Genomic DNA, 12,714 nt, shown 5'->3' on the forward strand with positions numbered 1-12,714 from the left:
GGCTACTTCGTGATGTCGGTCAGGAACTTCGGGCCCGGGGTGCCGAGCCCGGTCACGTTGTCCCAGCCGGCCGCCGTCTTGAGGGTCTGCCCGCCGTTGTCGGCGTCGAGCAGGTAGTTGCCGGCGGGAACGTCGCTGGAGTACTGCGGCGTCCAGATCCCGGCCCCGACGTGCCCGACGTCGGCCGTCAGGCCCTTGCCGGCTCCGGCGTAGAGCACCGGGGCCAGGAAGCCGACCACGGTGTCCGGCCCGGCCTTGGCCTGGGCCACGGCGACGAGGCTCGCGATGATCGGGCTGGCCAGCGAGGTGCCGCCCATCGAGGTGACGATGTACTGGCCGTTGATGGTGACGCCCATCAGCGGACCGGTGTACGGGTCGGCGAGCGCAGCGATGTCGGGCACCTGCCTCTTGGTGCCGGGGATCGCGTTCTGCCAGGTGGGCTTGTCGAACCTCTGGGAAGAGCCGCCGCCAGCGCCCATCAGGAAGGACGGGCTCATGGGCTTCCACACGCCGCCGGACAGGCCGCGCACGCTGGTCTCCCAGCCGGTCTGGAACACCACCTTGTTGCCCGCGCCGATTCCGGCGGTGGTGCCGCCTACGGCCGTGACCCACGGGGAGCTGGCGGGGTAGGACGCGGTCGGGCCCTTCGTGTTGGGCAGCGCGGTCGTGTCTCCGTCGTCACCGGAGGAGAAGTACTGCCCGATGCCCAGCGCCGCGGAGCGGGCGAGGGTGTTGTTGAACGCGGTGATGAACTGGTCATCGCCCGGCTCGCCGTGCGTGGTCCAGCTGTTGGAGATGAGCGTGGTGGGGATGCTCGGGTCGGCGATGACCTTCGCGACGGTCGACTCCAGCGCGGTGCAGTCCGGTGCCGCCACGGTGACGATCGTGGCGTCCGGGGCGATCATGTGTGCCGACTGGATGTCCAGGGCCTGCTCCATCAGCCAGCCCTCGGGGTCGCAACCCTTGTCGCCCGTGCTGGGCTCGTAGATCTTCGAGACGAGCTGACCCGGCTTGAACGCCGGAGCCCCGGTCAGGGTCGCCGCCCGCTGCGCGTCGGCGACGAAGTTGGGATTGTGGAAGGCGCCGAGCACGACGATCGTCTGGCCCGCGCCCCGGTCGGCGTCGGTCAGGCCGTACAGCGCCCGGGTCTGCGCGTAGCTGTACCCGCAGATCGGGTTGCTCTGCATGCCCGCCGGGTACGCCTGCGGCACAGTGGTGTTGTTCGCCTGCGCCCAGTAGCCCGCGCAGGTCTGACCGGCGGCGGCAGCGGCAGGCAGTACGGCGGGGCGGCGGTTGAGCGGGTAGGACACCTGCTCGGACAGGCCGGTGACAGCCGTGATGTCGCGGGCGACCTGTGCCGGGATCTTCGGGCGGGCCGTCACCGCCCGGACCTGGGTGCCCCGGACCGTGGTCTTGACCACGGCGGTGGAAAACGCCGACCTCGCGGTACGGACGTTGCCGGTCACGGTGAGCCGGGTACCGGAGGCATCCAGCGTGCCGGAGGTGAATCCGTTCTTCGCGGCCCAGTCCTTGACCCGGGTCACGCGGTCGGCCGGCGCGGCGAAGCGCTGCCGGAGCTGGTCGCGGGTGAGGTGCTGGCCGTAGACGGGCGAGCCGGGCGTGGAGACGGCCGTGGCGTAGTCGGTCAGGGCCTGGTCGTCCGCGGAGGCCAGGGTCAGCGTGACCGACATCGGAGTGGAGTCGGCGAGAAGGTTGGTACCGACGGGAATCTTCGGGGTGGCAGCGGCCGGAGCCGCCAGGGCGAGCACCGCGATGGCGGCCAGGCCGCCGGCGAGCGCGGTCCGCTGGAACTTCATGGGCATGGTCGTCCTCGTGTCGAAGGGAAGGAAGGTCAGAACGGGAGCCGGGAACGCCCGGCATACGCACTCGGGCAGCTCGCGATCGGCGAGAGGAGAGTTGGCGTACGGCGTCGCGCGGGAGAGAGAAAGTCGAGTCGGCGCGGACGCCGCTGCCGATCAGCGCAGCGTGTGGTGGCGTGCTCCCCGTTCATCACGCCCACCACGCTGCGGTTTCCGATACCGCAGCCGGTAGAGGTCACAGTGGGTCAGACCGAGTCAGACCTGCCGGTGACCTGCGGGAATACGGCGACCTCGATCAGCTGACTCCGGCCGCCGGGTGCTTCAGGAACGCAGCGGCGCGAACGGCCGGTAGACGTACTCGTAGGCGGGCAGGTGCAGGTCCGCCACGTCGATGCACAGCGTCGCGCACAGCAGTCCGCGATTGAATCCGTCGGGGACGTGCAGGTCACGCTCCCATTTGGACACCATGCCGCGCAGGTTGCCGACCTCCGGGGCCGGGAAGCCGTTGGCCTGGGCCAACCGGGTCATCTCCTTGGCCAGGCGCCACTGGGACCAGCCCAGCCCGAGCCGGGTACGGCGTACCACCGCTCCGCACGTGACGGCGGTGTTGTCCGCCGAGCGGGTGGTCAGCGGTGTGGGGGCGTTCAACGAGTCCTCCTTCGTCGGTGGGGTGTTCGGGTGGGGCTACCGGACCAGGCGCAAGGCGGCAGGAGCCGGGGATCTGTGCCGTGGGCTGGTTGCTGGGAGCGCGCAGTCCGCGCAGTGCCCGGTGCCGTCGGGATCGCGGAATTGGTGCGTCGGGCCCTCGTAGGCCGCGGCGGCGCTGGCCTCGCGGATCCGGTGGCCGAAGCTCGCGACGTCGCCGTTGGCGATGATCGTCCGAACGAAGCCGAGCTCCGAGCGGGGCCGGCACTCCTCCCGGATCAGCTGGAGGACCCGGGAGGCTTCGTCCTCGGCGACGTCGAGGGCTCGGGCGATCAGCCCGACGGCCGTCGTCGGCTGGCTCGGGATCAGAGAGAGATTTTCTCTCTCTCTAAGAACTGGGGCGCGCTGTGCGCCACGAGTGGCGTTCTGTGCACCCTGAACGGTGCTCTGCGCACCGTGATTGGCGTCCTGTGCACCGTGAACAGGGTGCACAGGACCCCGCTCGTGGCGCATGGTGCGCCCCCAGCGGTGTTCTGTGCCCCGCTCGGCCGGGGGTTCCGGTACGTCTTCGCCAGCCCCCGCGCTGTCGAAGCCGGGCACGTCGGTCCCTTCGGGCACCTGCAGCACGTAGGCGATCACCAGGCCGCGCGCACGTGCGGCACGCCGGTCCGGGTGCTGCCGGGTCAGCCAGCCGTCGTCATCGAGGGCGGCCAGGTGCCTGCGGACCGTCGAGCGGTTCAGCCCGGTGTCCTCGGCGAGTTCCGTCACAGACGGGCTGTCCGCGGCGGCGAGCACCAACGTGTCGTCTTCGCAGTACGTCAGCAGGGTCAGCATCAGGTGCCGGGCAACAGCGGGCAGCTCGGAGCCGCGGAGGGCCGCTTTGAGGCGCTGGTGGGTCATGAGCGTGGTGCCTTCCGGGTGCTGTTCATCGAGACGCCGGGGCCATGTCTACGAACCGGGAGAACCCGAGTTGCGCGGCGACCGTGACGACGCCGCAGTTCCCGCCCCGGTGCTTGGCCAATATGAAGTCGGCCTCGCCGGGCCGGTGTGACTCCGGGTCGTAGTAGTCGGGCCGGTGCAGCAGGATCGCCGCGTCGCAGTCCTGCTCCAGGGCACCGCTCTCGCGGAGGTCGCCAAGCTGGGGAACGCGGTCGGTGCGCTGCTCCGGGCCGCGGTTGAGCTGAGCGGCGGCGACCACCGGGCACGCCATCTCCTTGGCCAGGAGCTTCAGCCCCCGGGAGATCTCGGCCACCTCGCGCTCGCGGGATTCCCGGCGAGGACCGGAGGTACCCATCAGCTGCAGATAGTCGATGACGATCAGCGCGAGACCGTGCCGGCGGGCCAGCCGCCTTGCGCGAGTGCGGATGTCCAGCAGCGTCAGGTCCGGGTCATCGATGACGAACATCGGCGCGTCATCCACCCGTCCGCCGACCTGCGTGATCCGGCTCCACTCGCCGTCGGTGAGCTTGCCGGTCAGGAGCCTGTCCGTCGGCACGCCGGACTCGGCCGACAGCAGCCGGGTCATGATCTCCTGCTTCGACATCTCCAGTGAGAAGACCAGCACCGGCTTGCGCTGGTTGATCGCGACCGAACGCGCCAGCGAGACGACCGCCACGCTCTTGCCCATCCCGGGCCTGCCCGCGATCAGCCACACGTGCCCGTCCTGCAGGCCATGAGTGAGACGGTCCAGATCCGCCAGCCCGGTGGACAGGCCGACCAGTCCGGTACGGCGCCCGGCCGCCTCGATCGCGTCGAACGTCGGGCCGATCAGCTCGCTGAGCCGCTGCGCGTCCGTGCTCACCCGCTGATCCACCGCACCGTAAAGTGCTTCGGTGGCCTGGTCAGCGAGCACGTCCGCTTCGACCTGCGGGTTGTAGCCGAGACCGACGATCCGCGTTCCGGCCTCGATGAGCCGACGCCGCTCGGCGAGCTCGGCGACCAGCCGCGCATACCAGGGTGCGTTCGCCGCAGTCGGCACCGACGCCACCAGCGTGTGCAGGTACGGAATCCCGCCGACGCGCTCCAACTCGCCCTGCGCCAGCAGGTGCGCGCCAACCGCGACGGGATCGGTCGGCTCGCCGAGAGCGGACCGGGTCAGGACAGCGGCGAAGATTGTGCTGTGCTTCGGGTTGTAGAAGTCGGCCGCGCTCACGATGTCGGTGACATCCAGAATCGCGTTAGGCGACAACAACAGCGCCCCCAGGACGATCTGCTCGGCGTCCTTGTTGTTCGGCGGCGTGCGGTCGAAGCCGTTGAATTCGTTGAACTCGCTCATCAGCTGATCACCGCCTGAGGGGATCGTGCTGACGAGCAGGTGCGGGGGCGCACGGTTTCCTCCTATATGGATGACGTTCGGGTAGATGGCTTCGCCACGTGTCGGCGGGCCGCCTCAGGCGAGATCCCCAGATGTCGAGTTCTTCGGGCAAACGACCTGGTGAGCGACGTGAACCGCAGTGCCATCCTTGGCTGCAGCGGCCAGGTCGCCGCCGGTCAATGCCCGTGCCCGGGGTACCTGACCAGCACGAGGTGAGATCGTGACGGTGCCCGCTGGATCGGGATTGACCTCCACCGCCAGGAGTTCACCAGCCGTGTTCTCCGCCCAGACAACCGGTGCCCGACAGCGCGGGCAGTATCCAGGCACGATGCCCGTCGCGCTCACGTCGGAACCTCGATCCGATCGGCTGCCTCGGTGCAGATCTTGATCCGCATTCCGAGCAGCCAGCCCTCGAAGTTCCTGTAGATCACACCGTCGGACTCGCCCGTCCACTCCTCGACAGCCACACCTGTGAGAGCGGCTACCAGTGGATGCGTCCTGCGCCGGACAACTCCCTGCATGAGAACCGAGACCGTGCGGTCGTCTCCGAACCGCAGCCGGCCTTGCTCGACCGCCCAGGCCAGGCATCGCAGCCCGGCGACCACGCCGCTCGGATCGCTGTTCACGATGCGTTCTCCGACGGCGCGCTGGCGCGATCGAGCGTGACGGGCACCCCGATGTCGTTCTGGTGACTGCACATCTCGCAGGTCACCTGCCCCTTCGACAGCACCACGGCGTGGGCGTCGCACAGGTCGAAGATCGGGTAGTGGCCGTTCGGGCAGTGTCCGGCGATCGTGGTCGTGGCGCGGACGCCGCAGTCGACGTCGGCGGCGGGGACAAGTTCGGCGCCTTCACATCGCAGGTGGCGAGGCTTGGTCATCAGTAGTTCTCCATCACGAGACAGGATTGAGAGGTTGGGGGCCGCGGACGCGTGGCGTTCCCGCAGGAGGTGAGCTAGGAGTTGCGGAGCAACACGTAGCCCGAGGCCGTGGGCCGGAAGCGCTCCAGTGCAATTCGGGTACGTCGGCCCCGTGAATCGCGTCGGCCCTCGCCGTCGAACTGGGGGTTTGTGGCGTTCGTCAGGACTGTGCAGATCGCCATGCCGTGCATGAGGTGGTCGACGCGGACGGTGCGACCGGCACTGCGCGGATCGTTGTCCGCCCAGACTTGCCCGACCCGCACTTCGATCGTTTCGTGCATCACTACTCCAATGTCGGCCAGAACGAGACCAATGTGGATGAAGCGCCCAAGGCAAGGCAGAAAGCGCCCCTTGAAACGCGGAGAATTGGTGCTGCGCGGTCGGCGGGCGGCATGCCCGCAGCTCGTCACGCGACAGCGCGAGGATCAGGTGCTGGACCGCCGTTGACGCTGAACCCGGGCCTTATCGGCTTCGCGCTTCGCCACTGCGGCCGGCACTACCGTTGAACGTGCCACCAGCGCGCGGGCCTGTTCCAGGGTGAAGCTGCGCTTACCGCCGAGGTGCACGTGCTCGACACGCTCGGCGCGACACTCGTCCGCCAGCCATCGAGCGGATACGCCGAGCTGCTTCGCGATTACCTCGACTGGCCATGTCTTGGGCATCTCGGGCGCGGTCACTGCGGACCTCCGTCGACGTGGAACAGGCTGTCGAAGCTGGCGTCGAGCGAACCGAGGATCGCGCCGATCGATTCGTTGCTGGGGCTCTTGCCCCGAAGGAGCCGGTGCAGGGTGACCCGGGAGACGCCGCACTGCTGCGCCTGCATGGTCACAGTTCGCCATCCGCGCGCCCTGCACGCTCCGCGGAATCGGTCGGAGTTGAGACGTACCCCCATCTAGTACCACCCCCGTGGTGAGCTTCAAGATTCACTCACGACACTAATCGGAGGTCACGACGTGCATCAACAGCAGTTTCAAGGTAGCTTCACCGGTGACACAAGATTGGTGTCGCAGGTGAAACAGTTTATGCACTCGAAACTACATAAAATGCACCACACATCAGTGATGCAGCTCACAAGAAAATGCCATTGACCACAAAGGACTGTGCCTCATGGGTTCGACCGACTCCGCAGAGGAATCTGCATTCTGGGTCTACTTCAGGGCCGAACTGGACAGGCGCAAGATGACGATGACCGAGCTTGCTCGGCTCGCGGGCGTCAAGGTCCAGGCGATATACAAGTGGCGGACAGCTAGACCGACTTCGGAGAGCTGTCGCAAGATAGCCGCAGCCCTCGGCGAGGACCCCGAGCATCTGCTGATGCTCGCGGGGCACCTGGACCAGCGGGACGAGGGCTCCGCTCCGTCTGAGATCGATGTGGAGGCCGCCATCTGGGCGTCGGATAGCTTCACTCGCGCCCAGAAGGAGGTGCTTGTGGCGACGGCCAAGGAATTCAGGCGCGCCAACGGCAGCGGCGCGAACTGATCGAGAAGCCACCCGACCGCTGCCGGCCCGTGTTGGTACACCAGGGCTGAGGCGCGACGGTGAACCCGAGAACTCGGGACGCAGGATCAGAACGTCAGGATCCCCGCGATGGCGGCGAGGCCGCCGCCGAGGATGGTTCCAGCGGCGACCTGCCAGACAGTGTGTTTGCCCAAGCGGACCCGGGACCAGCCGACGATCGGTGCCGCCAGGAGGATCACGGCCAGCCAGGGGCCTAAAGCTATGACGAGGCTGACCGTCACGCTGGCGGCGAGGCTTGTGTGAGACGAGATCGGCCACCACAGGTCGATGATCGCCATCGGCAAGACGGTGAGCGCCAGCGCGGTCTGGAGCACCAGGAGTTCTCTGGGCGCGCCGAGCCCGGCTAGGACAGCGCGGCCTGCGAGAACGGCGACGAACGCGACAAGCAGCGGCACTGCCCGCAGTGCCGCTGCCGGCAAGGGACGCGCGGTGAAGTGCCCGCGCACGAGTGCCAGGGCGAAGGCGGGCGGGCCGAGTGCCCCGAAGCACACCGCGATGACACCCCACAGCAGGCCCTGTCCGACGTCAGGGGCCGCCGCCGCGGCGAGCACGACTTGCCCGGCGGTCAGCACCACCGGCGGGGCGAGCAGCGTGCTGACGCGCGTGGCGGTGGGGTGCGGTGGGGCGGTGGTCGCACCCGTCATCCGAGGGTGCTTTCAAGGTTGGCGCGGACTCCGCCGAGAGTGTTGGACCCGGATCGGTACGCGCGGACAACCGGGTGGCGCCGGAAGTGCCGGGCGATGGCGAGGAGCCATTGGAGTTGTTCGTCGCCGGTCGCGCCGGTCCCGTAGGGGAAGTCGGCGGTCCGCTCCGGCGCGGTCCCGCTTTCGTGGGCGTGGAGTGCGGCAGCGACGCGCATTGCGGTTCCCAGCGCCTGCTGGCCACTGCTGCGGTCGATGCCGTGCAGGGTGCCGATTTCCTCGGCGACGTCGGCGGCGTAGTACGGAGTCAGGCGCTGCATCCCGTCAGGGATCTCGATGACGAGCCGGTCAAGCAGCCGGGCCAGATCGCGAGCGGGCCGGGCCGCGTACGGCGTCTTGGCGAGAAGGATCGAGGGGTTCGCCGCATACAGGTCACGCCACAGCGGATACAACGTCCGGTACTGACGGAAACAACGAATCGCAGGGCCCCAGGCGGGCAGGGTCAACCCGACGATCATGAGAAGCGCGCCGGGCGCGCAGATCGCGGGAGTGATGTATTCGTTGCGCGCGAGTGGTCCGGGCAGACCGTCGCCCATGACCTCGGCGGCGACGTAGGCCACCTTGTACAGGCAGTACGTCAACCCGAGGCAGGCGCCCGCGGCCACCATGCGCAGGCCACGCCGCAGCATCACGTCTTGCACGAAGCCGGCATAGCGGCGGGACTGCCAGGCGATCATGCCCAGTGCCGCAGCGAAGCCCGTGAGGAACGTCATCAGGTACTGCGCAGCCCAGGGTGCCGCAGCGTAGCGCTCGGACCAGTGGGACGTCTCGACGTCGGCGCCGATGAGCGCGTAGAAGACGCCCATCGTGATGAAGAGGACGGTATAGAAGGCGACCACGAGGAGGGCACGCTTGCGGGCAGCGGCACGCTCGTGCGCCCAGTAGGTGAGCATCAGACCGATGGACGCGGCGAACACGATGACGCACATGTGGCTAATCGGGCGCATCAGGTTGGGCACGCCGAGCGCCCTGTTGAGGGGCGTAGCCACCGCCGGGGTTGACGTGGCCAGACCCGCTCCAAGGAAGGCCAGACCAACCGCCAGGGCCTTGGTGGCAGCGGGGTTGGTCGCGGTGCGGACGCCACGGACCGTGTAGATGGCGGCGAACCACGACACGGCCGCGCAGAACAGGAAGAGGACGCTTTTCATCAGAACTGTTGCTTTCGATCGGGGCGGCCGAGTGAGCCGTGTAGGCGAGCGATGATGCCAGCTTGTTCGGGAGTCGTCGCGGGTTTTTCGGACTCAGCCTCTAGCTCCGTGACCAGGTCGCCGAGCACATGCGCCAGTGTCTCGGCCCGGCGCTCGATGGGCACGTCGTATCCGTGGCGGCCCAGGGCGAACTCGATGGTCTCGGGGTCGATGTCAAGAAATGCTTTGACCCATTCGAGAAGGTCCGGTTCGACTGCGGCGTGTTCGGCCTGGTCGAAGTCGAACCACCAGTGCCCGATCTCGTGGAACAGGACGTGGCGGCGCTGGTAGCCGCCTCCGATGTTGCTCGGCAGCAGCAGTCGGTCACCCTGCCCTGTGCCCAGGTACATGCCGCATGGGGCGCCGCCGGTGGGCGTGTAGAAGCCCAAGGTGATAGGCCGACCGCGCAGCCGGGACAGATTGGCGATGAAGGCTTCCTCGTCCCAGGGGACAGGGATGAGGTGCCGGAACTGCTTCGCGGCGTCCTCGCACAGGTCCCGGAATTCCTCGAAGGTCATGTTCTACTCCGGTGGTCGCCGCTCGGCTGCCTTGCCGAGACCGTCGACCACCCTAAGCACCGTCTCGGTGTCGGAGGGGTCGAGCTTGCTCATGCCCTGCAGTACCTTCAGGAACGCTTCGTAGCCCTCGCGGGTCGAGGATGCCCCCCGAGCGCCGATGCGCTCGATGCCCAGCCGCCGCATTTCCAACAGGATCTCCACCTGGACGGCTTGGTCTGGATGGGCTGCGGCGTAGGTGCGCAACGCCGTCTCCTTGTCCGGGGCTTTCGGGTCCAGCGGCGGTAGGTCATACAGCAAGAACCCGCGGGCGACGCCGAAGAAGTCCTCCAGCTGCTCGGCGCTGGCGACGGTCGGCGTTCCGCCCGCGAGGATCGTGGAAATGGTCGTATGGGAAATTTTCCCGCCTTGTCCGCGAATCTGAGTAGCCACGTAGTTCGCGGTCACTCGGGTGCCGTGACGGCGGGCATGCTGATCCATCAGCACCCTCAGCTTCTCGGCCGGCGTGGTCGGGCGAGCGGGGTCCTGCGGCATCTCAGCGGCGGTGCCGTTCGGGCTTGTCATGGAGCGGTCCTTGGCGGGGAGCGGGGACATCGGCCAGGTCGGGATCATCGTACTTGCAAGGGGCTTGGCAAGTTGCGCGGGATGAGTTTAAGCCCCCCTGGCAACTCCTGCAAGATCTCTTTAAGGGTTCTTGCAGGAGTTGAACGCGGCAACGCGAATCGGGGGTCAGGGAGAGGGGTGCGCACCCAGTTGCACCTCTCCCTGGGGGTCGACCGCAGCGCGATGCCGCGGCAGCCGCACGACGCGAATCTGGAACACAGGTGGCCAGATGGGCGCCGTTGCATCCAGGTGCGAGGCAGACGCTGCGCACCGGGCAGCCCTTGTCGGGGCACTCCAGTTCACGGAGCCCCGGTAGTCTGCCCGCACATGCGTACGAACATGGGGGAACTTTGATGGCTAGCGTCTTTCGCCGCCGCGCGCTGATCGCCGGCGGCCTGCTTCTGTGGAGTGCACTGCTCGCCGACTGTGTCTTGTCGATCGAAGGGATCATTCCATCCCTCCCAGTGGGCCTGCTGATCGTCCTGAGCGTGGCCGCAGCGATGATGTGCCTGGTGGGAGTGATCGCGGGCACCGGCATTCCTGCCCAGCACGCCTTCATCCTCGGGATGCGGTTCCGCGCCCAGCAGGACGAGGCCCAGGGGCAGCAGAAGCGAGAAGCTGACCCTCAGCCCTAGACGCCCCTGGATACCTGTGATCAACGGCACGCACTCGGCCGCCCCGCCCGCGAACGCGGGCGGGGCGGTTCTCATTCAGATGGAGCGGGGCTCGGGAGCCACCCTCGACCAGTTACAGAGAGTAGCTATCCCGGGGGTTTCGGCGGCGTTGGTCGAACGCGCAGCTTCTTCCTTGTGCTCGCGTTATGCCGCCCGTCCGAGTTCGCCATTCAAGGTATCCGGGTAAATTCTTGTCACGGACCCCATCGTTTCGTCGCGCGCATTCTTAGCGGCAGTTTTCTGCCGCTCTGCCGCCGCCATCTCGTCAAGCTCATCGAGTTTGTCGGTGTCTCCATCGGGCCTGCGGTGACCGTAGATGTTGAACGTAGTCTGGATCGAAGCATGACCAAGTCGCCGCATGATTGCGAAGAAGTCCCAGGCCGCTTCGATGAGCCATCCGACGTGACTATGCCGCAAGTCATGCGGGCGCGGGCGGCTGTGTAGGCGCGACTCGCACAGGCAAGTCGAAACCGCGAGGATGGGGATGGCTCCAGACTTGTCAGCCTTCGGTGGGTGCGAGGCGCACCGGCTCGCCTTGGCGATGGCGGGCCACCAAATGCGCCGCCGGAAGTTCCTGAGGTCCCACTTGTGTCCTCGCGCGGTCCCGAAAACGTATGCGTCCTTCCGCTTCCCCTTTACTCGTGCCGCCAGAATCTTGGCGAGCTTGCGGGAAATGAAGATCGTACGATCGGCATCGTCGGTCTTGGTGCCGCGGACGTGGATGTAGGGCTTGTTCCGTTCGAGGAACAGGTCCGAGACCTTCAGCTCCAGGATCTCCCCTGGGCGCATGCCCGTGCCGCAGCCCGTGTCCACGAAGTCTTCCCAGCTCGGAGGCATCGAAGCCCTGACCAGGTCGGCCTCAAAGTGGGTGAGGAAGATCGAGTCATACTTCTTGATCTTGGGAAGCTCCGTCTTGCCGCCGACCGGCTTGGCTGCTGGATTCACGGCCATGTACTTCTCTGTGACCGCGAAGCCAAAAAGTACGTGAGCTACCGCATGGGCCTTTCGGATGTAGGCCGGCTTGCAGCCCTTGTCGACCAGCGAGGTGATGAACGTGAGGTACCGGGGCCGGTCCACCTCTGCGCACCGCAAGCCATCGAATGCCGGAGCGATCATGTTCCGCCCCAGCCGGACATACTCTTTCCGAGTGCTGTCGGCGATATCCCGGCCCTTGAAGGCATCAACCACGATGTCCTTCACGAACGGGCTTATGACCCCCACAGTCTCGGGCTCTTCTTCGATGCCGAGGACGACCCGGTAGACCTCGTCCTTGGTGATTAGATGATTGCGCGCTTCGGCCAATTTCTTCGCCGCATCTGCGTCTGTCTCATTGCTGAAGGTGCACGTCTCCCAGTCTGCCTTTCGACTCGGACGCCAGCGCACTTGGAAGGAGTTCCCCCGCGGGGCCATGCTCGCCATGGCTTCGACGCTAGGACCTCCGGGGCTCCGTGTACACATGGGAACACCAACCCCGCACCCAGGCGGAACGACACGTAAAAACCCGCACTCTCACGTAGCCCCTGACCTCCCCATATTGAAGAAACCCCAGGTCGACGGAGAGTAGCTAACTGCACTGGCAGTGTGGGGGTCAGGGGTTCGAGTCCCCTCAGCTCCACCCCTTATTGAAGCTGGGGAAACGTATATCGTTTCCCCAGCTTTTTTGTGTCCGCCTTCGCGCGTGACCCGCTTCCCGCCTTTGTGGATGGTGTGCTCGCCCGCCGCCACGTTCGGCCCGTGTACGCAAGGGCCACGGCGCCACGTCCGTTTAGCCATATCGCGATCGTCTACCAGGCAGTAACGTGACCCCTCGCACATGCA

The 12,714-nt window shown here is 66.9% G+C and carries 16 protein-coding genes; 2 read left to right on the forward strand and 14 right to left on the reverse strand.

Annotated features, from left to right (window positions below):
* Positions 1–2: 2 nt before the first annotated feature.
* From IW245_RS33140 to IW245_RS33180, 9 genes are all read right to left on the reverse strand, one after another.
* Positions 3–1,823, reverse strand: a complete 1,821-nt coding sequence (locus IW245_RS33140; protein ID WP_197007050.1) for a S53 family peptidase — start codon at positions 1,821–1,823, stop codon at positions 3–5.
* 318 nt (positions 1,824–2,141) lie between these two features.
* On the reverse strand, positions 2,142–2,468 hold the full coding sequence (locus tag IW245_RS33145; protein WP_197007051.1) for a helix-turn-helix domain-containing protein: 327 nt from the start codon (positions 2,466–2,468) through the stop codon (positions 2,142–2,144).
* 36 nt (positions 2,469–2,504) lie between these two features.
* Positions 2,505–3,365, reverse strand: a complete 861-nt coding sequence (locus IW245_RS33150; RefSeq protein ID WP_197007052.1) for a helix-turn-helix domain-containing protein — start codon at positions 3,363–3,365, stop codon at positions 2,505–2,507.
* Between the two features lie 25 nt (positions 3,366–3,390).
* A complete protein-coding gene (gene dnaB, locus IW245_RS33155) occupies positions 3,391–4,740 on the reverse strand; it encodes a replicative DNA helicase (protein ID WP_197007053.1) in 1,350 nt (449 codons plus the stop codon).
* Between the two features lie 380 nt (positions 4,741–5,120).
* On the reverse strand, positions 5,121–5,405 hold the full coding sequence (locus IW245_RS33160; protein WP_197007054.1) for a hypothetical protein: 285 nt from the start codon (positions 5,403–5,405) through the stop codon (positions 5,121–5,123).
* On the reverse strand, positions 5,402–5,659 hold the full coding sequence (locus tag IW245_RS33165; RefSeq protein ID WP_197007055.1) for a hypothetical protein: 258 nt from the start codon (positions 5,657–5,659) through the stop codon (positions 5,402–5,404). The genes IW245_RS33160 and IW245_RS33165 overlap by 4 nt, the downstream gene beginning before the upstream one ends.
* Before the next feature lie 74 nt (positions 5,660–5,733).
* Positions 5,734–5,979: a hypothetical protein gene (locus IW245_RS33170; protein WP_197007056.1), complete on the reverse strand. Its 246-nt coding sequence runs from the start codon at positions 5,977–5,979 to the stop codon at positions 5,734–5,736.
* Between the two features lie 144 nt (positions 5,980–6,123).
* Positions 6,124–6,375: a hypothetical protein gene (locus IW245_RS33175; protein WP_197007057.1), complete on the reverse strand. Its 252-nt coding sequence runs from the start codon at positions 6,373–6,375 to the stop codon at positions 6,124–6,126.
* Complete coding sequence (locus IW245_RS33180) at positions 6,372–6,527, reverse strand: helix-turn-helix domain-containing protein (RefSeq protein WP_197007058.1); 156 nt, start codon at positions 6,525–6,527, stop codon at positions 6,372–6,374. The genes IW245_RS33175 and IW245_RS33180 overlap by 4 nt, the downstream gene beginning before the upstream one ends.
* 278 nt (positions 6,528–6,805) lie before the next feature.
* On the opposite strand from IW245_RS33180, the gene IW245_RS33185 reads away from it, so the two are divergent.
* On the forward strand, positions 6,806–7,177 hold the full coding sequence (locus tag IW245_RS33185; RefSeq protein WP_197007059.1) for a helix-turn-helix domain-containing protein: 372 nt from the start codon (positions 6,806–6,808) through the stop codon (positions 7,175–7,177).
* A gap of 86 nt (positions 7,178–7,263) precedes the next feature.
* Here IW245_RS33185 and IW245_RS33190 read toward each other — a convergent pair whose 3' ends face one another.
* The 4 genes from IW245_RS33190 to IW245_RS33205 are packed head-to-tail and all read right to left on the reverse strand — an operon-like array spanning position 7,264 to position 10,183.
* Positions 7,264–7,860 (reverse strand): phosphatase PAP2 family protein, encoded by a 597-nt coding sequence (locus IW245_RS33190; RefSeq protein ID WP_197007060.1) that lies wholly within the window; start codon positions 7,858–7,860, stop codon positions 7,264–7,266.
* Complete coding sequence (locus IW245_RS33195) at positions 7,857–9,065, reverse strand: MAB_1171c family putative transporter (protein WP_197007061.1); 1,209 nt, start codon at positions 9,063–9,065, stop codon at positions 7,857–7,859. Before IW245_RS33195 ends, IW245_RS33190 begins: the two co-directional genes overlap by 4 nt.
* On the reverse strand, positions 9,065–9,622 hold the full coding sequence (locus IW245_RS33200) for a hypothetical protein (RefSeq protein WP_197007062.1): 558 nt from the start codon (positions 9,620–9,622) through the stop codon (positions 9,065–9,067). Before IW245_RS33200 ends, IW245_RS33195 begins: the two co-directional genes overlap by 1 nt.
* 3 nt (positions 9,623–9,625) lie before the next feature.
* Positions 9,626–10,183 (reverse strand): hypothetical protein, encoded by a 558-nt coding sequence (locus IW245_RS33205; protein ID WP_197007063.1) that lies wholly within the window; start codon positions 10,181–10,183, stop codon positions 9,626–9,628.
* Positions 10,184–10,575: 392 nt separating this feature from the next.
* Here IW245_RS33205 and IW245_RS33210 point away from each other — a divergent pair, with 392 nt between their 5' ends.
* Positions 10,576–10,857: a hypothetical protein gene (locus IW245_RS33210; RefSeq protein ID WP_197007064.1), complete on the forward strand. Its 282-nt coding sequence runs from the start codon at positions 10,576–10,578 to the stop codon at positions 10,855–10,857.
* 183 nt (positions 10,858–11,040) lie between these two features.
* On the opposite strand, the gene IW245_RS33215 is transcribed toward IW245_RS33210, so the two are convergent.
* Positions 11,041–12,315, reverse strand: a complete 1,275-nt coding sequence (locus IW245_RS33215) for a tyrosine-type recombinase/integrase (RefSeq protein WP_197007065.1) — start codon at positions 12,313–12,315, stop codon at positions 11,041–11,043.
* Between the last annotated feature and the right edge of the window lie 399 nt (positions 12,316–12,714).

Source organism: Longispora fulva, from assembly GCF_015751905.1.
Classification (GTDB): Bacteria; Actinomycetota; Actinomycetes; order Mycobacteriales; family Micromonosporaceae; genus Longispora; species Longispora fulva.